Annotated in this window: 16 protein-coding genes and 1 pseudogene; 8 read left to right on the forward strand and 9 right to left on the reverse strand. The window is 72.1% G+C overall.

The window, feature by feature from the left end; all coding sequences use genetic code 11:
* Positions 1-188: 188 nt before the first annotated feature.
* Positions 189-1,157, forward strand: a complete 969-nt coding sequence (locus tag ACFW1I_RS00430; protein WP_384664641.1) for an ABC transporter permease — start codon at positions 189-191, stop codon at positions 1,155-1,157.
* Between the two features lie 178 nt (positions 1,158-1,335).
* Here ACFW1I_RS00430 and ACFW1I_RS00435 read toward each other — a convergent pair whose 3' ends face one another.
* The 5 genes from ACFW1I_RS00435 to ACFW1I_RS00455 all read right to left on the reverse strand — a co-directional run bounded on the left by ACFW1I_RS00435 (position 1,336) and on the right by ACFW1I_RS00455 (position 6,936).
* Positions 1,336-1,542 carry a hypothetical protein gene (locus ACFW1I_RS00435; protein WP_384664643.1) on the reverse strand — a complete coding sequence of 69 codons (207 nt, stop codon included), beginning with the start codon at positions 1,540-1,542 and terminating at the stop codon, positions 1,336-1,338.
* 108 nt (positions 1,543-1,650) lie between these two features.
* Complete coding sequence (locus tag ACFW1I_RS00440; protein ID WP_384664645.1) at positions 1,651-2,634, reverse strand: acetylxylan esterase; 984 nt, start codon at positions 2,632-2,634, stop codon at positions 1,651-1,653.
* Positions 2,635-2,805: 171 nt separating this feature from the next.
* Positions 2,806-5,667, reverse strand: a complete 2,862-nt coding sequence (locus ACFW1I_RS00445) for a glycoside hydrolase family 3 C-terminal domain-containing protein (RefSeq protein ID WP_384664859.1) — start codon at positions 5,665-5,667, stop codon at positions 2,806-2,808.
* 112 nt (positions 5,668-5,779) lie between these two features.
* Positions 5,780-6,124, reverse strand: coding sequence for a hypothetical protein (locus tag ACFW1I_RS00450; protein ID WP_384664647.1), 345 nt, complete (start codon positions 6,122-6,124; stop codon positions 5,780-5,782).
* Positions 6,121-6,936 carry a phytanoyl-CoA dioxygenase family protein gene (locus ACFW1I_RS00455; protein WP_384664649.1) on the reverse strand — a complete coding sequence of 272 codons (816 nt, stop codon included), beginning with the start codon at positions 6,934-6,936 and terminating at the stop codon, positions 6,121-6,123. The genes ACFW1I_RS00450 and ACFW1I_RS00455 overlap by 4 nt, the downstream gene beginning before the upstream one ends.
* A gap of 143 nt (positions 6,937-7,079) precedes the next feature.
* Between ACFW1I_RS00455 and ACFW1I_RS00460 the strand changes: the two genes are divergently transcribed.
* Positions 7,080-7,880 carry a helix-turn-helix domain-containing protein gene (locus tag ACFW1I_RS00460; RefSeq protein WP_384664861.1) on the forward strand — a complete coding sequence of 267 codons (801 nt, stop codon included), beginning with the start codon at positions 7,080-7,082 and terminating at the stop codon, positions 7,878-7,880.
* A 36-nt stretch (positions 7,881-7,916) separates the two neighbouring features.
* Here the strand turns inward: ACFW1I_RS00460 and ACFW1I_RS00465 are convergent, their stop codons facing one another.
* Complete coding sequence (locus ACFW1I_RS00465) at positions 7,917-9,110, reverse strand: Gfo/Idh/MocA family protein (protein WP_384664651.1); 1,194 nt, start codon at positions 9,108-9,110, stop codon at positions 7,917-7,919.
* A 135-nt stretch (positions 9,111-9,245) separates the two neighbouring features.
* Here ACFW1I_RS00465 and ACFW1I_RS00470 point away from each other — a divergent pair, with 135 nt between their 5' ends.
* A complete protein-coding gene (locus tag ACFW1I_RS00470) occupies positions 9,246-10,076 on the forward strand; it encodes a helix-turn-helix domain-containing protein (protein ID WP_384664652.1) in 831 nt (276 codons plus the stop codon).
* A 307-nt stretch (positions 10,077-10,383) separates the two neighbouring features.
* Positions 10,384-10,752: pseudogene (locus tag ACFW1I_RS00475) on the forward strand (GDSL-type esterase/lipase family protein); the annotation flags it as partial.
* Positions 10,753-10,768: 16 nt separating this feature from the next.
* Here ACFW1I_RS00475 and ACFW1I_RS00480 read toward each other — a convergent pair.
* The gene (locus tag ACFW1I_RS00480) at positions 10,769-11,803 is read right to left on the reverse strand and encodes an IS110 family transposase (protein WP_351853620.1); all 1,035 of its coding nucleotides are present in this window, start codon (positions 11,801-11,803) and stop codon (positions 10,769-10,771) included.
* Positions 11,804-11,824: 21 nt separating this feature from the next.
* Between ACFW1I_RS00480 and ACFW1I_RS00485 the strand changes: the two genes are divergently transcribed.
* The 4 genes from ACFW1I_RS00485 (at position 11,825) to ACFW1I_RS00500 (ending at position 17,676) form a co-directional block, all read left to right on the forward strand.
* Positions 11,825-12,775 (forward strand): ricin-type beta-trefoil lectin domain protein, encoded by a 951-nt coding sequence (locus ACFW1I_RS00485; RefSeq protein ID WP_384664654.1) that lies wholly within the window; start codon positions 11,825-11,827, stop codon positions 12,773-12,775.
* 57 nt (positions 12,776-12,832) lie between these two features.
* A complete protein-coding gene (locus ACFW1I_RS00490; protein ID WP_384664656.1) occupies positions 12,833-14,971 on the forward strand; it encodes an alpha-galactosidase in 2,139 nt (712 codons plus the stop codon).
* Positions 14,972-15,015: 44 nt separating this feature from the next.
* Entirely contained in the window at positions 15,016-16,530 is a 1,515-nt protein-coding gene (locus ACFW1I_RS00495) for a glycoside hydrolase family 43 protein (protein ID WP_384664657.1), read from the forward strand.
* Positions 16,531-16,671: 141 nt separating this feature from the next.
* The gene (locus tag ACFW1I_RS00500) at positions 16,672-17,676 is read left to right on the forward strand and encodes a LacI family DNA-binding transcriptional regulator (protein ID WP_384664659.1); all 1,005 of its coding nucleotides are present in this window, start codon (positions 16,672-16,674) and stop codon (positions 17,674-17,676) included.
* Between the two features lie 105 nt (positions 17,677-17,781).
* On the opposite strand, the gene ACFW1I_RS00505 is transcribed toward ACFW1I_RS00500, so the two are convergent.
* A complete protein-coding gene (locus tag ACFW1I_RS00505) occupies positions 17,782-19,749 on the reverse strand; it encodes a beta-galactosidase (RefSeq protein ID WP_384664661.1) in 1,968 nt (655 codons plus the stop codon).
* Complete coding sequence (locus tag ACFW1I_RS00510; RefSeq protein WP_384664663.1) at positions 19,749-21,971, reverse strand: 1,4-beta-glucanase; 2,223 nt, start codon at positions 21,969-21,971, stop codon at positions 19,749-19,751. Before ACFW1I_RS00510 ends, ACFW1I_RS00505 begins: the two co-directional genes overlap by 1 nt.
* Positions 21,972-22,115: the final 144 nt, after the last annotated feature.

The following is a 22,115-nucleotide window of genomic DNA, read 5'->3' on the forward strand; positions in this document are numbered from 1 at the left end:
GCGGGACGGGGAGGCGCTGGCCACCGGCTCGCCCCAGCAGCGGGCCCTGCTCGCCCCCCGGCTCCACCGCAGCCGCCCCCCCCCCCCCCCCCTGTTCCGCGCGGGCGCGGCACTCCCCCGCCACGGCCGGGCCCCACCCACTCCCCGCGCAGCTCCGGGCCGGCCCCTCGGCTGCCGGGATCGCCGCCGTGACACCGCTGGTCAACGCGACGGGCAGGGCCACCGACCCGGGACACCGCAGCGCTCAGCCCCTCGACATCGCGGCCGTCGGGGTGCCCGACGGCGCGATCACGGGCATCACGTTCCGGGAGCGGCTGCCCGGCCTGGAGAACGACCCCGCGGTGTGGCAGGCCCTCGCCTCCGACCCCCGCTACGTCGTTCTCGACAACTTCTTCGGCAGCACCGGCGGCCCGGCGGGCGACTACTACGACCCAGGGGACACCCTCACCCTGACGGATTCCCGGACCGGCCGCAGCGAACAGAAGGTCATCGCCGGCGTGCTCAGCAACGGCTTGGTCTTCTACCCGGGTACGGGGGCCAGTTCGACCACGTACCCCGTGGTGCTCAGCGAGCAGGCGACGCGCGAGCTCTTCGGCGCCCAGGCACAGAACGCCTCCGCACTGGTGAGAACCGGTCCCGGAACCTCCCCCGACGCGTTGGCGACCCGACTCCAGGGCGAGCAGCTGTCGTCCAGTCTGGTCGCCACGCCCATCGAGTCGGACATCCGCCGGCAGTTCGACTCCAGCACCGCCTTCTTCCGCCTCATGCAGGGCTTCCTCGCCCTGGGCCTCGGCGTGGGCATCACCGGCCTCGGCGTCGTCATGGTCCGAGCCGTACGCGAACGCCGCCGCACCATCGGCATCCTGCGGGCCCTCGGCTTCCGGGCACGCACCGTCCAACGGTCCTTCCTCGGGGAGAGCACCTTCATCGCCGTGGAGGGAATCGTGCTCGGCTCGCTGCTCGGCGTCCTCACCACCTGGCTGATGTACAGCAACAGCGCCGCGTTCGAGGGCCTCGAAGGAGGCTTCCCGGTCGAATGGACCAGCATCTGCGGCCTGGCCGCGGCCACCTTCGCCGCATCACTCCTGGCCACGATCGGACCGGCGCGCCGCGCGGCCGCCATCCGCCCGGCCCTCGCGGTCCGCGTCACTGAATGACGTCGTGTCCTGGGCGGCCCGCACGTTCAGCCCGCAACGTCCGCAGGGTGAAGGATCAGCTCGCCGGCATCGTCCGCCGTCTGGACGTGAGTGATGTAGGTCATGGTGCCCTTTACTTCCTTGCGGTCGAGCAACGAGCTGGGGGTTGCGAGCCCCTTGGGTGGCCGGGCCAGGCTGATCAACTGTGCCGCGCCGGGGGACCGCGCGTCTGGTCCTGCTGTCGATCGCCGGCCGGGGCGGCGGTGACGACCACGCGCTCGGGGGCGAAGGTGGCGGTGGTGTCCCAGGGGTCGCATGGCCGGAACCACCGGTCCCGGGGCAGGGCGGGGGCACCGGGGGCCAGCGCGTCGACGAACGCGGCGCAAGCCTGCTTCGCCGCCGCCACGACGGCTCGAACGTCTCCGAGGGCCTGTGGGGAGGGCGCGCGCTGTCCAGGTGGCGGGGGCGAGGGCTGCGCGCCCGGGCTACCGGTCCAGCCGGGCAGGCCCGGAGGTCAGAGTTCGGGTGCGAGACCACGCTCGCGCAGCCAGGAGAGCTGGACCGGCGGGTTGGAGCCGTAGCCGCCGCCGTGGTCACCGAAGGGCCAGACGGTCATGGTGCGGTCCTCGCCGCGGTAGTGGTTGTAGGCGGCGTAGACGGTGGAGGGCGGGCAGATCGGGTCCATCAGGGCGACGCTGAACAGCGCCGGTGCGGTGGCCCGTCGGGCGAAGTGGACTCCGTCGAAGTGGTCGAGGGTGGCGAGGGTGCGTTCCACGCGGTCGCGGCTGTGCCAGCGCAGGTACTCGGCGATCTCCGGGTACGGGCCCTCCCCGGTGATCTGCACGGCCCGGCGGAAGTGGCACAGGAACGGCACGTCCGGCAGTGCCGCCGCCACCCGGTCCCCGGCGAGACCGGCGACGGCGAGGGTCAGGCCGCCGCCCTGGCTGCCTCCGGCCACCACGATCCTGCGCGGGTCGAGGCCGGGCAGCTCGGCGACGGCGTCCACGGCGCGTACGCAGTCGGTGATCAGACGCCGGTAGTAGTAGTTCTCGGGGGAGTCGATGCCCCGGGTCATGAATCCCCCGGCCCACTGTGTGCCGTCGCCCGTCGTCCGGTCCGGGGTGTCGTGGCCCTGGCCGCGGCTGTCGACGACGAGCTGGGCGTAGCCGGCGGCGGACCAGAACAGGTGGTCGGTGGGCAGGCCACGGCCGCCGCTGTAGCCGATGTACGTGACGACGACCGGCAACGGTCCGGCCGCGCCGCGCGGACGCAGCAGCCAGGCGGCCACCGGCTCGCCGTTCCAGCCGGGGAAGCGGACATCGTCGACCTCGACGGTGTGCAGCAGGTGCGCGGAAGTGACCCGCTCGGACTTGACCGTCCCGTCGTAGGAACGGGCTTCGGCGAGGGTGCGGCGCCAGAACGCGTCGAAGTCGCTCGGAGCGGTCAGCTGCGGCCGGTAGTCGACGAGGTCGTCGGTCCCGAGGTCGGTGAGGGGCATGGGGATTCCTCCGGTCGGAATGTGGACGAGGTGGCGGGGGTTCGAATGCCGGTGTTCGAGTGGCGTCGGGACCACGTGCCTCGCGGGTCCCGGGCACGACTGGACGCGGGAGGGGCGGCCCGTCCTCCCCCCGTCGGACGGGCCGCCGGTTCACGGGGCGGGCGCAGGCGGTCAGCGGGCTCCGCCGGAGCTGCCGAAACGGAAGGCGGCGAGTCGGAAGTCGCCGTGCAGGGTCAGGCGCAGGTCGTGGACGCCCTCGGGCGGGGTGGCCAGTTCGCCTGCGACGGTCTGCCATGCGTAGCGGTCGCCGGTGCGGGGGACGTCGAGCTCGGCAAGGACCTGGTCCCCCGCCCGGACGACCAGCCGCGCCTCACCGGGTCCGGCGTCCTCGCGGGCGGTCTCGGCCTCGATCCGTACGGCCCCGGAGAGGTCGACGTCGCGGAAGAGAAGTGTCCCGGGCCGAGTGGGGTCGGTGGGCGTGACCGCGTCACCGTCGGTCCGAGTGGCGTCGACGAGGGTGACGTCCGCGTAGTCGTCGAAGTCGACCGCCAGGGTGCGCCGTTCCACCACGACCCGGGGCGCCGGGGCCGCCCCGGTCACCGTCAGCGGTGCGGTGAGGACCGGGTGATCGGCGGAACGGGCGACGACGATCTCGTACCCGCCGGGATCGACGGTGAAGGTTCCGGTGGCGACATCCCAGTGGGCGAGCCGTTCGGCGGGCAGCCGGAACGTCACCTCGCGGCGCTCCCCCGGTTCCAGGCGCACCTTGCGGAAGTCGGCGAGGCGCAGTCCGGGCGCCTCGTGACGGGCGTCCGACGCCCGGACGTAGAGCTGCATCACCTCGCAGCCGGACCTGGCGCCGGTGTTGGTCAGGGCCAGCGTGGCGTCGACCGTGCCTTCGGCCCGCCCGATCGAGGACCGCGACAGGGTCAGGTCGCCGTACGTGAAGTCGGTGTACGACAGACCGTGGCCGAAGGGGTAGAGAGGCGCCGGCCGGTGGTACTGGTAGGTCCAGCCGGCCTTGATGATGTCGTAGTCGAGCGGGGCCGGCAGCGGGTCGTCGCCCCGGTACCAGGTCTGCGGCAGCCGTCCGGCGGGCTCCGCCTCCCCGAGCAGCACGGCGGCCAGTGCACGTCCTGTCTCCTGCCCGCCGTGGGAGGTCCACACCACGGCGGGCAGGTGCTCGTCGGCCCAGTCGATCGCGTACGGGTAGCTGCTCATCACCACCAGCGCCGTCTCCGGGCGCACGGCCGCGACCGTGCGCAGCAGCTCCTCCTGCCCCGCGGGCAGCTCGATACCCGTACGGTCCTCGGTCTCACGGCCGTTGATCATGGGGTGGTTGCCGAGGACGACGACCGCCGCGTCGGCCGCCTCGGCGGCCGCCCGTGCCTCGGCCGCGCCGTCGCGCAGCAGCTCTCGCTCCCAGCGTTCGGCGGAGTCCGGGGCGTCGGCGGTCACGGTGACGCGGCCGTCGGTCGGATCCACGGCGGCGTAGCGGCCGGTGAGCACGGAGCGCAGCAGCACGGTGTCCTCACCGGCCGGTTCGAGCCGGAAGGTCTCCTTGACGAACCAGTTCTTGAGCGTCTTCTGGTCGGCCGCCACGGTGGCGTCGTCCTTGAGGCTCAGGTAGTGGCCGGTGCCGGCGGCGCGGAGGGTCAGCGCGCCGCGGCCCCAGTCGGTCACGTCGAAGGCGGCCTTGTCGAGGAGTTCGCCGGTGGTGCGGGAGCGCAGCGCGATGCGGTCGACGCCCTCCACCCGGACCACCTCGCCGTCGTGGGCAGCGAGTTCCGCGCCGAGGCCGTCGGCGATGCCGACCTGGTAGGGCATGGTGCCGCTGTACCAGTCCTCGCACAGCGTGTCGGCGAGGGGGCCGATGACGGCGATCCGTGGCGTACGGGCCGGGTCCAGCGGCAGCAGCCCGTCGTTCTTGAGCAGCACGACCGACTCGGTCGCCGCGCGCCACGCCAGGGCGCGGTGCTCGGGGCAGTCGATCACCTCGGGGCCGATCCCGGCGTACGGGTCGAGTTCCGGGTCGAACTCGCCGAGCCGGAAGCGGAGTTCCAGCTGGCGTCGGACCGCGCGGTCCACGTCGGCCTGGTCGATCAGGCCGCGCTCCAGGGCTTCGCGCAGTCGGCCGACCGGCGTGGCGCTGTCCTCGTCGTGGTCGGTGAAGCTGTCGATGCCGGCCTTGAGGGCGGCGGCGTGGGACTCGGCGTGGTCGTCGAAGTAGTGCTCGGGGTCGACCAGGTTGGACGGGGCCTCGGCGTCGCTCACCACGAACAGCTCGTGCCCGGTGGGCCGCGCCCAGCGGCGCAGCTCGGTCTCGATCAGCGGACTGACATGGCAGGGACGGCCGTTGACCAGGTTGTACGCGGCCATGGCGCCGGTCGCGGCGCCGGAGGCGACGACCGGGCGGAACGCGGCCAGGTCGTATTCGTGCAGCACGCGCGGGCGCAGGCCTGAGGAGGTCGTGCAGCGGTCGTCCTCGTTGTTGTAGGCGAGGAAGTGCTTGAGCACGGGCGCCGTCCGCAGGTAGGTCGGGTGGTCGCCGGCCAGGCCCCGGCAGTATGCCTCGCCGAGGCGGGCGGTGTGCACCGGGTCCTCGGAGTAGCCCTCCTCGTTGCGTCCCCAGCGCGGGTCGCGCAGCAGGTTCAGGACGGGCGCCCAGGCTTGGAGGCTGGTGGGGGCGCGGTCGGGGGCGATCACCGGCGGGCGGTGGTGGTGGAAGGCCCGCAGCTCGACCGAGACGGCCTCGGCGACCTTGCGCACCAGGTCCTCGTCCCAGGTCGCGCCGAGACCGACGGCCTGCGGGAAGACCGTCGCGACCCCCAGCCAGGAGACCCCGTGCAGGGCCTCGCTGCCCGTACGGAAGGAAGCGAGGCCGAGCCGGGGGACGGCCGGCACGTACTGGTGCAGCGTCGCGAGCCGCTCGTCGGGCCTGAGTCGGGAGATCAGGTCGTCGACGCGCTGCTGCAGTGGCAGCGCGGGATTGCGGAAGTCGGGCGGCTCGGAAGCGCAGGCGTGCACGGGCACGGAACTCACGTGGAAACCCCTCGGGCGAGCTGGTTGCGGTGACCGTTCATCGAAGCGCTTCGACGGTCCCATTCGCCTCCATGACCTGTCAATGAAGGCGAGCGAATCGATGTCAGGGCCCGGTCCGCGCCCGCACGTCGACGACCCGTTCGAAGAAGAATTCGTGCTTGAGGAAGGAGACGTCGTACTCGTGACCCGGATACGGCGGGATCAGCTGGGCGGCCTGGAACAGCCGCCAACCGTCCTGCAGCGCGGCCACCCCCGACTCGTACGGCGGCTCGTCGCCGTCACCCGTGGTGGGCGAGGTGCGGCCGGTGCCGTCGTAGCGCGACCAGCCGACGACCTGGGAGTCCAGCGCCGAACTCGCCAGGTACAGCACGAGCACCTGCTGCCGCAGCACCGGGGCGGTGGCGTCTCCGGCGTCCGCCGGTGCGGGCGGGATCGCTTCGGTCGTCATGCCGCGGTCCCCTTCGGGCGGTTGGAGACCCTGGTCACCCAGTGGTCGAGGTCGAAATCGTCGTCGCCGGTCAGCTCCCGCCACAGCAGGATGCGGTTGTACCGCTCCAGCCGGCCGGTCGCTCCCTCGTACCACGGGAACATCGCGTCCAGTTCCGCGGTCACCTGCGGGTCGTGGAGATCCGAGGTGTCCCACAGGCGTCGTTGACGCACCCGGGGATTGAAGCGGATCTTGAACATGTAGCGGAGGGTGTCGCTGTCGTTGCGCCGTCCCCCGTGCCAGATTCCGTGGTGCAGAAACACCACCGTGCCGGCCGGGCAGACCAACCGGTCCTGACCGCGCAGGTTCTGGTAGCGGCCGGTGTCCGATTCGTTGGTCCGCCGCAGATGGCTGCCCGGCACGCTGAGCGTGCCGCCCATCTCCAGCGTCACGGCCTGCGGGTAGTACATCAACTGGACGTCGAAGGCGTCCGGTCGGACGTCGATGATGGCGTCCCCGTGCAGCGCCTGCGCGGCACCCTCGTGAGGCTCGCGGGTGTGCACGAAGTGGTGGTCCACCCACGGCTCCGGGCCGACCAGGCTGCGCAGGGCCCCTGCCACCTGCGGCAGTTCCAGCAGCCTGCGGACGAAGGAGCCGTTCGCGTACGCGTCGGACAGCGGCGTGCCGTACGGCACCGGTGGCACTCCGTCCGCCAGTACCGCCAGGCCCTCGGCGTTCATCTCCGCCGGAACCACCGCGTCCATCCGCAGTGAACCGCGCGCCACGAAGCGCGCCATCTGAACCGAGTTCAGCAGTGCTCGCCTGTTCTCCATGCCTGCCACGCTAGGTCGCGGCGCCGCGCGCCGCGTGGGTCGCGTTCACCCTCTACTGGTCAATTCTCACCGCGCCGTCCGACGCGCAGGCCGAGGACCGCACCCCGGGACGGGCCGCGGACGCCGTGGTAGAACACGTGGCCATGCAGACGGTCCTCGCCCCTCTCGACGCCCCTCCCGCTCTCGCCGCCGTCGGCATCGGCGTGCACGGTCCGGCCGGCCAGGTGGACGTGTTCTCGCTGCCGGACCTGTGGCAGCTCCATCTGTACGGCTACGACGCCGACTTGACGGTCGACGGCACCGCGCACGCGATCCGCCCCGGGCGGGTCAGCCTCGTACCGCCCGGAACCGAGGTGCGCTACCGCTACCGGGGCCGCTCCGAGCACCTCTACGCCCACCTCCGCCTGGGCTCGGAGGGAACGCCCCACAGCATTCCCGTGATCCAGCCGGTCGGACCCGAACTCGACCTGCTCACCGCACAGTTGCATCAGGCACTGGCCGCCTGGCCGAACACCCCGGCCCGGGCCACCGCCGAGGTGTGGGCCGCCCTGTGGCGGATCGCCCGGCTCACCCCGCAGCGGGAGCAGAGCGCCCGGGCCGTCCATCCGGCGGTGGCGACCGCTACGGCCCTGATCGAGGCGCGGCTGACGGAGTCCCTGACGGTGCCGGAGATCGCGAAGGCCGCCGGCGTCTCCCACAACCACCTGACCCGGCTCTTCCGTGCCGCCACCGGGGAAACCGTCGTCGGCTACATCCGGGCCCGCCGGATGGCACGCGCACGCCATTTCCTGCGGGCCACCACGCTCTCCATCCCCGCCGTCGCCGCCTCGGTCGGCATCCCCGACCTCCAGGCGTTCAACAAGGCCTGCCGCCGCGAACTCGGGGCGTCACCTCGCGGCATCCGCACCGCCGGCCCAGCCCCGCGCGACAGCGCGGCTCGATAGAACCCGACCGTCGGCAGCGCCCTGCTCATCGTGGGTCTACGCCCTTCGGGGGCCGTCTCCGTGGTCGGGGACAGGGAGGCGCACGCCGGCCTGGAGGGCGGATCGGTGGGCGACGATGCCGGGGAGGGTGTAGCGGGCGGCGGTCCACGCGTGCAGCGGTGGAGGCGTTCGCGTGGTGACCGCGGTGGCGAAGTCGTCGGCGAGGAAGTGGTGACTGCCCTCGTGCCCGTTGGGCGCGTGCGCGAACTCGCGCGGGAGTCGGGAGCGGTCGTGGACGGGTGCGGTACCGGAGGCGAAGGCGTCGCGCAGTTCCGGGGCGATGTGGGAGAGCGCCGGGTCGTCCGGTGTGAGGGTGGGTGCGGGGTGCAGGTGCGCGGTGACGTCGTGCTCGCCCTTCTTGTCCTGCCACAGGCTGACCGAGCCGAGCTGTTCGAAGACGGCTTCCGTGCCGAAGTAGCGGAAGCGTGACTCCTTGCCGATGTATCCGACCCTGCGGAACTCGTTCGTGCGGAAGCTGCCGCCACCCGCGACTTCGAACAGTGCGGTCGCGTTGGAGAAGTCGTTGTCGAACTGGCTGATCTCGCGGTCGAACACGCCGTCGCCGCGCTCGTCCGGAACGCCGATCGCGGAGACGCTCACGGCGTGCGTCTGCCAGGCGCCGAGGATCCCGCCGATCGAGTGCGTGGGGTAGAGCAGCGGTGGGTAGCTGGCGGTGGACTTCCAGTTCTCGCCGCCGCTGTACTTGTAGGCGTCGTAGAAGCCCCAGTCCATGTCGTGGACGTAGTCGCCTTCCGCGTAGAAGATCCGGCCGAACGCTCCCGCGGCGATCTGGGCGCGCGCGTAGACGGTCGCCGGGTGGTAGTAGCTCGTCTCGCCCATCATGTAGATCCGGCCGGTCTCCTCGACCGCCGCGATGATGTCCGCGATCTCGGCCTCGGTCACGCCCATGGGGACCGCGCTGTAGACGTCCTTGCCCGCACGCAGCGCCTGCACGGCGAGGGGGCCGTGGGTCCAGCGCTGGGTGAAGAGCGCGATGGCGTCGAGATCGGAGTCGAGCATGGACTCGAACGAGGGGAGCGTGCCTACGAGGTCATGCTCGGTGACGAGCCGCTCGGCGCGCTCCGGGAGCAGGTCGGTGACCTTGATGTCGCCGACGTTCGGGTGCAGGCGCCAGAGTTTGGCGAACGAACCGGCGAACTGGCCGGCGCCGACGATGCCGAGTGAGAACACGCGAGATCTCCATCAGGAACGTGGGAGTGGGTGCGGGCTGGTGCCGGTCGCATGACGGTGCGGGCTTCGGCACTGCTCCACGACGATAGGATCCGGCTCCACGCGATGTCTGCACCGTTTCGAAGCGAGAACTTCTTGGATCCTCAGGGTGCTCTGGTCGACGAACCCTCGTACCTGCGCGGCTGGTCCGGACGTCCGACGCTGATGGAGGCAGCGCACCGGCACGACGACCTGGAGATCAACTTCGTGGCCGACGGTGGGTCGATGCTCTACCTCTATGGCGGCGAGCTCCTCGAAGTCGCGGTGGGCGGCCTCGCCGTGTTCTGGGCCGCGATCCCGCACCAGTTGGTGGCGAGCGAGGCGACGCGCGTCCACTGGCTGCATGTGCCCTTCGACCGGCTCCTCTCCTGGGGGCTGCCCCAGCCGCTCCTCGCCCGGGTGCTCTCGGGCGTGCCGGTCGTCGCTCCCCCGGACCGTGCCGACGCGAGCGATCCTGCGAAGTTCACGCAGTGGGCCGCGGATCTGGCGGCGGGCGACGACGAACTGCACCGCATCGCGATGCTGGAGATCCAGGCGCGCGTCCGACGCCTGGCGCTGGCCACGGTCGGCGATCCGGTGCGGCGGCACGTCGGTGACGATCCGGCCCTGCGCCAGGCGGTGTCCATGGCGCGGTACATCGCGCGGCACTTCCGCGAGCCGGTCACGGTCGCGGACGTCGCCGCGGCGGCGAACGTCCACCCGACCTACGCCATGACCCAGTTCCGCAAGGTCGTGCGCACCACGATCGGGGAGTACGTGAAGCTGTACCGTCTCGCCGAAGCACGCCGGTTGCTGGTGACCACCGACCTTCCCGCGAGCCAGGTGGCCACGGCCGCCGGCTTCGGCTCGGTCAGCCGCTTCTACCGGGTCTTCACCGACGCGTGCGGAACCACCCCGGCACGATTCCGACACGGACGCGGGCTCTGACGTACCCGGCGACCGCCGCCCGACCCACGACAGGGATGTGAGGATCTGGCGGCTCTTGACGGGAACATGTTGCCTGTCTACTGTCCTGCGACGGAACCGAACAGGTTCCCACGCTCACCAGCCCCTTCCCGGGGAGCCGAGTGCCCGTGCTCCTGGGTGCGGCCAGGACGGCCTGGCCGCCGGACCCCGGTCCTGCCGCGCGCCCGCACCGACGGCGGCGCATCTGTCCGGACCTGGCGCCGGACCCCCGACGGAATCGCCTTCAGTCCGGTTCGTCGAGCCCTCACTCCCGGAAGAGGACACCCGCATGAGAAAGTCCTGGCTCCTCCACCTGATCACGCTGCTCGCCGTCGCACTCGGGGTGACGGCGACAGGTCTCACCCCTGCCTCCGCCGCCTCCGACACGCCCCTGCGGGTCATGCCGCTGGGCGACTCGATCACCTGGGGCGTGGGTAGCAGTACGGGCGACGGCTACCGGGGTCCGTTGTGGAACGAGCTCGCGGCGGACGGCCATCCGCTGGACTTCGTGGGCACGGCGCGGAACGGTTCGATGTCCGACCCCGACAACGAAGGCCACCCCGGATACCACATCAACGAGATCGCCGCCCTCGCCGACGTCTCGCTGACCCGCTACCGGCCCAACGTCGTGACGCTGCACATCGGCACCAACGACCTCATAGCGCCTCTGTGTGTCAAGCGGCTTGTGCGAGGTGGGTTCGCTGGTCTCGTTTCATGATCCGGTAGACCACGTTGGACAGCCTTCGCTTGAGAGCCCTGCGGGCTTCCGAGGGCGTCTTGCCCTCGCTGATTTTGCGGAGGTAGTAGTCCTGCCCGCGGCCGCCGTCGCGGATCTGGCAGACGGCGATGGTGTGCAGGACCGAGTTCAGCGCGCGGTTGCCGCCGGTGTTGAGCCGGTGGCGGACGTTGTTGCCGCTGGAGGCGTCCAGGGGTGCGCTGCCGGTGTAGCTGGCGAAGTGATGCTCGGTGGGGAACCGGCCGACGTCCCCGATGTGGCCGATGACCTTGGCGGCCAGCACGGTGCCCAGGCCCGGCAGGGTGGTCAGCGTGGTGCGGGTCGCGGCGACGGCCTCGCGCATTTCGGCTTCGTTGTCCTTGACCTGCCGGTCGAGTCTGCGCAGGTCGGCCAGCAGGTCGCGTGCTATGTCCCGGCGGCAGTTGTCGGTGGCCGTGACCGGCCGGATGCCCTTCATCAAGGCGGCGGCCTTGTCGGCCGACAGGCCGGTGGGTGCTCCGCCGGGCAGGAGATCGCGCAGGACGGCGTGGAGCCGGTTGAGGACGCGGGTGCGCTCGTGGACCAGGTCGTCACGTCGCTCGGTCAGCAGCCGCAGGATCGTGGTCTGGTCTTCCCGCACAACGGGGCGCAGGTCATGGCGGAAGAGGGCGACCTGGGCGACGTGCAGGGCGTCCTTGGCGTCGGTTTTGCGGTCTCCGCCGGTGGCCAGCAGTCGGGCCCGGGCCGACAGGGTGGAAGGCACGTCGACCACGTTCTCGCCTGCAGCGGCCAGCTGCTGGGCCAGCGAACGGCCCAGGCCGCCGGCACCCTCGACCGCGAAACGGCGGTCGGGCCACTGCTCGCACCAGCGCATCAGTTGGCGGAAGGTTCCGGCGTTGACGACGAACCGGCGCTGGGCCACCTGGTGGCCGGCGGCGTCGACGGCGACGGCGGTGTGGGACGACTTGTGGGGATCGACACCGATCAGGATCACAGGCTGCTGCCCTCGCACTCGATGAGACAGGAAAGGGAGTGCGGTGGGCACCCTGACTTGAAGTCACCGTGTCACCTTCATGCCTCTGTCGAGCCACACCGCGCGGGTGTCGGCCGGCGGCGGCACGCTATCAGTGAGCCAGCCCGAGGGCGGCAAGGAGCACTGCGGGCCCGTGCCGACCGACACCCTGGACGCTACGGCTGCAGACCGAGCGTCTGGGACCGATTCAACAAGTCAGGGGCCTCCGGGCCCGACGCCGCCATCGCCGAGCTGAGGTCGCTGGTCGGCCGGATCACCGCCGACGTCCCCGACGCCACCGTCCTCGTCGCCTCCCTGGTCGTGTCCACCAACGGCTCGGAGGAGCAGTGGCGGGGCACGTACAACCAGGCCATCCCCCGGATCGTCGGCGACGCACAGGCCGCGGGCAAGCGCGTCGCGTACGTCGACATGAGCGGCCTGACCACGGCCGACCTGGCCGACCCCCTGCACCCCAACGACTCGGGCTACCGGAAGATGGCCGACGCCTTCCACCGCGGCGTCCAGGCCGCGGACAGCGCCGGCTGGCTGAGGAACCCCGCCCCCGCCCCCGCGCGCGTGCAGTCCGGCATCGCCGGCAAGTGCCTGGACGTCAGCGGCGCGGGCACCGCCGACGGGACCGCCGTCCAGACATGGAGCTGCGGCGACGGCACCAACCAGTACTGGTCGGCGTACACCGACGGCACCCTGCGCTCCCTGGGCAAGTGCCTCGACGCCGCCGGCCGGGGCACCACCAACGGCACCAAGGTCGACCTCTGGGCCTGCCACGGCGGCACCAACCAGGTCTGGCAGCCCTACAACGGCGGCTACCGCAACCCCGCCTCCGGCCGCTGCCTCGACGTCCCCGGCTCCTCCACCGCCGACGGCACGCAGCTCCAGCTGTGGGACTGCCACGGCGGCGCCAACCAGAAGTGGACCACCCTGACCGCCGGATGACCCCTCGTTCCCGGACCCGGCGCGGGCGACTTCGGCACCGACCTCGAAAGGGCGGCCATGACCAGCGAAAAAGGGACCTTCCACTGGGGGCACGAGGCCCTTCGCCTCGACTTCGTCCTCGATGACGACGGCAGCCCGCGGCTCACGCACCTCGGACTGCCCGGCGAGGCGCGGGGAGTCCGAGGTGCGTCCCTCCCCCTGGTGGAGGTGACGGCCGCGGGGCACGGCCGCGACTGGTCGGGCAGCCGTCTGGTCGGGACCTCTCTCGGCGGGCGGCTGCGCCACCGGTCCCACCGCGCGGCCCGCGACGGCGACTGGGACACGCTGACCGTGCGGCTCCACGACCCGGAGACCGAGCTGGTCGCGGAGGTGACCTACCGGTCGCCGGACGGCATCCCCGTGCTCCGCAGTGAAGTGACGCTGCGCAACGAAGGACGGACCACCGTGCACCTGGAGTCGGTCAGCTCGCTCGTGGTGGGCTGCCTCACCCCACGGGACCCGGCGGCCGTCGACGCCGCCGACCTGCTGTGGGCGGACAACGACTGGCTCGCCGAGTGCCGTTGGCAGCGGCAGCCGATGCGCCGGACCACACCCGGCGTCAGCGGACGCGTGACGTACGGGCACGGCAAGGCGGGCTTCGCCGTGAACGGACAGGGCACCTGGTCCAGTTGCGGACACCTGCCCATGGGCGGCCTCACGGACCGGCGCACCGGCCGCAGTTGGGTGTGGCAGATCGAGCACAACGGCGGGGGCTGGCGCTGGGAGTGCCAAGAGCACGACGAGGCGGCCTACGCCGCGCTGTTCGGGCCCACCGACACCCACCACGGCTGGCGGCACCCCCTGGAACCCGGCGCCGTCTTCCGCACCGTACCCGCCGCGCTGGCCTTCGGCGCAGACGGCGGCCCCGACGCCGCGTTCGCCGCGCTGACCCGCTACCGCCGCGCCCGGCGCCGCCCTCATGCCGACCACCAGCGCCTGCCCGTCGTCTTCAACGACTACATGAACTGCCTGATGGGCGACCCCACCACCGACAAGCTGCTGCCGCTGATCGACGCGGCGGCCGAGGCCGGCGCCGAGCACTTCGTCATCGACGCGGGCTGGTACGACGACGGTGACGGCGGCTGGTGGACCAGCGTCGGCGCCTGGGAGCCGGCCGCCTCGCGCTTCCCCGGCGAGAAGGGCATCCACGAGGTGCTGGACCACATCCGCCGACGCGGCATGGTTCCCGGCCTGTGGCTGGAGCCGGAAGTCATCGGCGTCCACAGCCCCATGGCCACGTCCCTGCCCGACGAGGCGTTCTTCCGCCGCGACGGCGTCCGCCTGACGGAGACCGGCAGGCACCACCTGGACCTGCGCCACCCCGCCGCCCGAGCCCACCTGGACCGGGTCGTGGACCGCCTGGTCGGCGAGTGGGGCGTCGGCTACCTCAAGCTCGACCACAACATCGACCCCGGCTCCGGCACCAGCGCCCACCCCGGCGAGACCCCGGGCGGGGGCCTGCTCGGCCACAACCGGGCGCACCTCGACTGGCTCGACGGCGTCCTCGACCGGCACCCGCACCTGGTGGTGGAGAACTGCGCCTCCGGCGGCATGCGCTGGGACGACGCCATGCTCTCCCGGCTGCAGCTGCAGTCCACCAGCGACCAGCAGAACCTCCACCTCTACGCGCCCATCGCGGCCTCCGCGCCCACCGCCGTCACCCCCGAACAGGGTGCCGTCTGGGCGTACCCCCGGCCGGAAGACTCCCTCGACGAGGTGGCCTTCACCATGGCCAACGCGCTGCTCGGCCGGATCCATCTCTCCGGCCGCATTCCCGAACTCGAACCGGAGGCCCGTGCCCTGGTCCACGAGGCGGTGGCGGTGTACAAGGCCATCCGCGCCGACCTGCCGCAGGCCGTGCCGTCCTGGCCACTGGGCCTTCCCGCCTGGGACGACCCCTGGATCGCCCTGGCCATGCGCACGCCCGCCACCACCTACCTCACGGCCTGGCGCCGCCCGGGAACCGACGCCACGGCGATGCTTCGCCTGCCCCACCTGCGGGACACCCCCGCCCATGTCGACCTGCTCTACCCCTCGGCCGGCCTGGCCGATGCCGCCTGGCTGCCCGACACGGCCGGGCTGAGCCTGACCCTGCCCACCGCGCCGTCCGCCGTCCTGTTCCGTATCACCCCCACGGCGGCCCCCGGCGCTTCCTGAACCACCCCACGCCTGCATCACGATTCGACGGAAGGACCCCTCAGATGCCCTCTCCGCGCCAGCCGGCCGAACGCCCCGCCAACCCCGTGATCCCCGGCTTCCACCCCGACCCCAGCGTCTGCCGCGTCGGCGACGACTACTACCTGGCCTGCTCCAGCTTCGAGTACTTCCCCGGCGTCCCCCTCTTCCACAGCCGCGACCTGGTGCACTGGACGCAGATCGGCAACGCCCTGGACCGGCCGGACCAACTGCGCCTGCCCACCTCCATGCCGTCCTCCGGCGGGATCTACGCCCCCACCCTGCGCCACCACGACGGCCGCTTCTGGTTGATCGTCACCACCTGCAGCGAGGGCGGCGGCAACCTGATCGTCACGGCCACCGACCCCGCCGGACCCTGGTCGGACCCCGTGTGGGCGCCGGGCGTCCCCGGCATCGATCCCGACCTGGTCTGGGAGGAGGACGGCACCTGCTGGTGCACGGTCGCCGGGGTCTCGCAGGTCCGTCTCGACCCGTCCACCGGGCAGACGTACGGAACACCGCACCGGCTCTGGTCCGGCGGGCCCGGCGCCAAGGCCCCGGAGGCGCCGCACCTGTACCGGATCGGAGACCACTGGTACCTCCTCATCGCCGAGGGCGGCACCGAGCGCGGCCACGGCGTCTCGATCGCCCGCGGCCCTGCGCCTGCCGGCCCGTTCGAGCCCTGCCCGGCCAACCCGATCCTCACCCACCGCGGCACCGACCACCCCGTCCAGAACACCGGGCACGCCGACCTCGTCCAAGGCCCCGACGGCTCCTGGTGGATGGTGCTGCTCGGCGTCCGACCCGGCGGCGGCACGCCGGGCTGGCACGTGCTCGGCCGGGAGACCTTCCTCGCCCCCGTGACCTGGGAGGACGGATGGCCGGTCGTCGGCGAGGTCGCCCTGGACCTGCCCCGGCTCCCGTGGCCGCTCTCCCCCGGCCCCGTCGAGGAGCGGCGGGACGACTTCGACCTCGCCGAACTCCGACCGTCCTGGATCTCCCTGCGCGACCGGCCGGCCGAACACTGCACCACCAAGGAGCGCCCCGGCTGGCTGACCCTCCGCGCGCGGGGAGGCTCCCTGGACGAGCCGGACGTGGTGTTCACCGGCCGGCGCCAGCAGCACCTCGCGTGCCGGGCGCGCACGCTGGTCGATGCCGCGGAGGGGAACGGCGGCCTCGCCGTCCGGCTCGACGAGCGGCACCACTACGCGATCGAGGTGTCCGGCACGGAGGTACGGGTCATCGCGCGCGTCGGCTCCCTGCGCACGGTCGTGGCCGCCCAGTCCGTGCCCGCCGGGCCGGTGGTCCTCGCCGTCACGATCACGGAACAGGCGACTCCGCACGGACCGTGCACGGGACCCGATGTCGTCTCCCTCGGCGTCGAGCAGCCCGACGGCACGTTCACAGAGCTCGCGACCCTCGACGGCCGCTACCTGTCGACCGAGGTCGCCGGCGGCTTCACGGGCCGGGTCATCGGCATGTACGCCGCGGCAGGCACCGCCCACTTCGACTGGTTCGACTACGAGCCCCTCGACGGCTGAACGGAGGCCCTCCCCCGCTTCATCGAAGCGCTTCAACGAAGGATGGACAACGCGCCATGCCGGGGATAGGGTCGGCGTACCTTTCACACAGGAGCGAAACGCTCGCATGATCGAAGCGCTTCACAAGACCGGGAGAGCTGGATGGTAACCCTCGCCGAGGTCGCCCGGCACGCCGGAGTGTCGGCGAGCACGGTGAGCTATGTCCTCAGCGGCAAGCGGCCCATCTCCGCGGCCACCCGGCTGCAGGTCGAGGAGAGCATCCGCGAGCTGGGATACCACCCGAACGCGGGCGCGCGGGCCCTGGCCAGCAACAGGTCGAACATCATCGCGCTGATGGTTCCCCTGCGCACCGACATGTACGTGCCGGTGATGATGGAGATCGCCATCGCGGTCGCCACGACGGCCCGGACGCACGGGTACGACGTCCTGCTGCTGACCGGCGAGGAGGGCCCCGAAGCCGTCCGCCGCGTCACCGGCAGCGGGCTCGCCGACGCGATGATCCTCATGGATGTCGAACTCGACGACGAGCGGCTGCCGTTGCTGCGCGGCGCCCACCAGCCGTCCGTGCTGATCGGACTGCCCGCCGACACCTCAGGACTGACCTGCGTCGACCTCGACTTCCGGGCGACCGGCGCGCTGTGCGTCGAGCATCTGGCGACGCTCGGCCATCGCGACATCGCCGTCATCGGCGAGGCCCCCGCGGTCTACGAACGGCACACCGGCTTCGCCGAGCGCACCCTCGACGGACTCCGTTCCCGCGCAAGGGAGTTGGGCATCAGGGTGTTGCACCGGCCGTGCGGCGGCGGCTACGACGCGATAGCCGCCGTCCTCACCCGCATCCTCGACGAGCGCCCGGGCACCTCCGGGTTCGTCGTACAGAACGAGCAGGCGGTCGAGCCACTGCTCGCCCTGCTGCGCCGGCTGGGCCGCGCCGTCCCCGAGGACGTGTCCGTGGTCGCGATCTGCCCGGAACAGGTGGCCGTCCAGGCCTCGGTGCGGCTGACGTCGGTCTCCATCCCCGCGCAGGAGATGGGCCGGAAGGCGGTGGAGCGCCTGGTCGCCAAGATCGACGGTCGCGACGTCACCGAAGTCTCGCTGATCGCACCCGAGTTGACGGTGCGGGCGAGCACCGGATCGGCGCCCTGACGTGGCCACACCTACGACCTGAGCCGCTACGGCCTGAGCCGCTACGGTGTCGAGCCCGCGTTCGCGGACTCGACACCGTGCCGTGGACGGGTCCGTCCACGGCGGTCATGGCCGGAGGGCCGCCACTCCGTAGCGGCCGAGGGTGATCCGGTCGGTGACGGACGTGCCCGTGAGGAGATCGTGGTGGGTGCCGGGCACTTCGACGGTCACCGGCTCGCGGCCGTGGTGGAGCAGGAACAGCACCTCGCCCCGGCGCACGGCCTCGACCTGTTCGGGGAGGCCGTCGAGCACCGGCCGGACGCCCGCGTCGGAGGCGATCCGGGCCAGCAGGTCGCGCAGCGCCGCCGGCTCCGGGAGCGTGGAGACGTACCAGGCCCGGCCCTTGCGCAGGACGGCGGGCAGTCCGTCGAGTTCCCCGCCCTTGTACGCCACGGTCTCGTCGGCGGAGCCGTCGGCCTCCAGCTCCTCCGACCACAGGGAAGCCTCGAAGCCCTCGCAGGTGACGGTCTCCCCCGCGTCCAGCGGCCACCACTCGTGCAGGGTGCGGATGCCGAACAGCTCGCGCAGCCGGGAATCCATGCCCCCGGGGCGGACCCGGTCGTCCTCGTCGGCGACACCCGTCTGGAAGCCGCAGACGAGGGTGCCTCCCCTGCGGACATGGGCGACGAGATTGTCGATCGCCGTGTCGGTGAGGGCGTAGAGCTGCGGCACGACGACCACGGAATACGGCGTCAGATCGTGCTCGGGGTGGGCGAAGTCGGTGGTGAGGTGTGCCTGCCAGAGGGCTCGGTGCCAGGCGCGCAGGACGTCGGGGTGGTCCACCCGGCCGGACAGGCGGCCGTCCTGGGCGCCGGCCCACCAGGCGTGCCAGTCGTGCAGGACCGCGACGTCCGCGGTGACGGTCCGGCCGGTGACCTCGGAGGCGATCCGCTCCAGGTCCGCGCCGAGCCGCTTGACCTCCTGGAAGGTCCGGCCCTCCTCCCCCGCGTGGCTGACCATGCCGGAGTGGAACTTCTCCGCGCCCTGCCGGGACTGCCGCCACTGGAAATAGCAGACGGCGTCGGCCCCCCGGGCCACGGCCTGCAGGGACCAGAGCCGGTTGAGGCCACGGGGCTTGGGGTGGTTCACGCCGCGCCAGTTGACGGGCCCGGCGGCCTGTTCCATGAGCATCCACGGCCCGCGCGCCTGGGAGCGGGTCATGTCCTGGACCAGGGCGCCGCTCTGGGCGCCCAGCGGGTCGCCTGGATCCGGGTAGAGGTCGACGGAGACGACGTCCTCCTCCTCGGCCCAGCGCCAGGCGTCCTGGCCCACCCACAGCGGCATGAAGTTGCTGGTGACCGGGATGCTCGGGGTGTGGCGGCGGACGATGTCCCGCTCGGCGACGTAGCACTCCAGGAGCATGTCGGAGGTGAAGCGCTTGAAGTCCAGCACCTGGGTGGGGTTGCGCATGTAGTGCGGCAGGCGGGGCGGCAGGATGCCGTCCCAGGTGTCGTAGCCCTGGCTCCAGAAGGCGGTGCCCCAGGCCTCGTTGAGGGCGCCGAGGGTGACGTACTTCTCGCGCAGCCAGCGGCGGAAGGCTGCCGCCGCCTCGTTGCCGTAGTCGAAGGTGCAGTACTCGTTGTTGATGTGCCACATCGTCAGCGCCGGGTGGCCGGCGTAGCGGGCGGCGAGGTCCTCGGTGATGGCGGCGGCGTAGCGCCGATAGGTGGCGCTGGAGTGCGAGAAGTGCTGCCGGCCTCCCCACCACTCGGTGCGGCCGTCCTCGGTGACGGGCAGGGTCTCCGGATGCAGTCGGCCCATCCAGGGCGGGGGCGAGGAGGTCGGGGTGGCGAGGACGACGCCGATGCCATTGTCGTGCATCAGATCCATCATCGTGTCCAGTAGGCCGAACTCCCTTGTGCCCGGCTCCGGTTCCAGCGTCGACCAGGAGAAGACGCCGAGGGTGACCGAGTTGACCCCGGCCGCCTTCATCAGCCGGACGTCCTCGCGCCAGGTCTCCTCGGGCCACTGCTCCGGGTTGTAGTCGCCGCCGAAGAGAAGGCGGCCTCGGGTCGCGTCGCTCAGGCCGGGCATCAGACGGGGTCCCCGTACTGCACGCCGCGCCCGTTGGTGCCGACGTAGACCCGGCCGTACACCCGCGGATCGCCGGTGACGACCCGGCCGATCCAGCCCCACTGGTGCTGGTCGTCGTTGATCCGCACCCAGCTCTTCGCCTCGTCGTCGGAGCGGTGGACGGCGTTGGAGGCGTCGGTCGCGCCGACCATGTAGATCGCCGGGTAGGCGGCGCCCGGGGCGGCCTTGCCGAAGCCCAGGGTGTGCGAGGACCGGCAGCTGCCGACCCGGATGAAGGTGGCGGCCCCGTCGGTGGAGCGGTACAGCCCGGCCTCCTTCGCGCTGAGCCACAGGTCACCGGAGCGTCCCGGTGCCGCGGTCAGCTGGAACTGCGTGTCGCCCGAGGGCAGGCCGGTGGCGGAGGCGGTGAAGGCGAGGCCGCCGTCGGTGCTGACGTGGACGGTGCCGGCGGTCGTGTCGTAGGCGTAGAAGCGCGCCGGGTCCACGGGGTCCGCGACCAGGACGGCGCCCTTCGGGACGGAGGCGGCCTCGGACCAGGTGGCACCGTTGTCCGTCGAGCGGTACGCCGGGTTGACGGTGCCGTTCGAGGACCCGAGGGCCCACAGGAGCACGCTGCCGTCGGCGTTGGTGACGATCGGGCCGGGCGCGTCCTTGGCCGCGGCCGGCTGCGACGCGAACGGCGACCAGGTCTGTCCGCCGTCGTGCGACCAGGCGCCGTTGGCGCTCCCGCTCCAGCCGGTGCGCACGACGTACGAGGGGCGGGCCGCGGCCTGGGCGAGTCCCGTCGTCGAACCGAACACGGGGTTCGACGCCATGCCGCGCGAGGGGGACGCCGTGAGCGACTCGTGGTACATGACGCCGATGTCGCCGTTGCCGCTGATCAGATGTGCCTCGCCGACCGGCGGCGAGATCAGATGGATGATGGCGGTCTCCTCAAGCCCGCGGATCTGCGGCGCCCAGTGCCTGAGGTCGCGCGTGCCGTACAGGGTCGCACCGGTGCCGTAGACGACGTGCCCGGAGTCGAACGGGTCGAGGCCGAGGGCCTGGATCCACCACCCGAACTTGGCCTCGTCTCCACCCCACTTGAGGTAGGGGGTCTCGGAGACGTCGAGGACCGCCTCGTCCTTCAGGGACGTCCAGGTGCGGCCGCCGTCGGTGGATCGGAAGACGGTGTCGATCTCGGACCAGCGGTTGTTGGTGGAGACGACGAGCGTCCCGGGCCGGCGGGCGTCGACGGCGACGCCGCCGTAGCCGAAGGCGTCGGTCCCGCCGTCGCCCGTCGTGCCGCCGGGCTTCACGGGGGTGACCTCGGTCCACGTCCCGTTCGTCGTCAGCAGCTTGTGCACGCTGCCGTCGGACTGGCCGTTGGGGCCGGGGGCGTTGGCGTACGTCACGTACAGCTCCCGGGTGAGGCGGTCGTACGCGGCGCGGATCGGTACCCTCGCGGCGGTGCCGGCCGGCTGCCCGGGCACGGGCTCCCAGGTCTTTCCGTCGGACGTGCGGTAGAGGTTGGAGCGGTCGGGGGTGCCGTCGGAGTCCCCCCAGCCGGCGTAGACGGTTCGGCCGGCGGCGACCAGGAGGGTGATGCCCTGGCCGGTGGCGCTCGGGGTGGCCGGGAAGTCCGCGGGCTGCCAGGTGGCGCCCCGGTCCGTCGACGTGAGCAGTCCGTCGTGCCGGGTGCCGAGCCACAGCGTGTCGCAGTTCCGCGGGTCGACCAGAAGCCGTTCACCGCATCCGCGCCCGTCCTCGTTGGCTCCGAGCTTCACGGGGAGGTCCGTGCGCTTCCAGGTGGACCCCCGGTCCTCGGACCGCAGCACGGCACCGTTGCCGGCCCAGGGCTGGGTGTACGTGCCGAGGGCCAGGTACAGCCGGTCCCGGTGGGTCGGGTCGACGGCGATGGCCTCGACCCCGAGGAGGTTCCAGTCGTCCCAGCCGAGGTGGTCGGTCAGCGGGATCCAGCGGTCGGTGCGGTCGTCCCAGCGGTAGGCGCCTCCGATGTCGGTCCTGGCATAGGCGAGCCCTCGTACCGATGGGTGGAACAGCACCCCGCTGATGAACCCGGTGCCGCCCATGGCGGCGGTGCGCCACCGGTAGCCGCTCTCGGTGACGGCCGAGGGGGCGGCGGCCTGCGCCTGCCCCGCGAGCGCGGGCAAGGAGACGACCGCGGCGGCGGCCGCGGAACCGGCGAGAACGGAGCGCCTGCTGAGGTCGAACGTGTTCATGACATACCTCGGTCCTGGCGAAAGGGGGAGCGGGCTGGGATCGGGGGCGCGGGGGGGGGTGGGGGGCCCCGCCCGGCCGCGGGGGGCGCTCGGCTGGGGTGAGGCCCGGTAGGCGGCCCGGTGCCGGCCCCTGGTTGATTTGCC

The organism is Streptomyces sp. NPDC058955 (assembly GCF_042741435.1).
Taxonomy (GTDB): Bacteria; Actinomycetota; Actinomycetes; order Streptomycetales; family Streptomycetaceae; genus Streptomyces.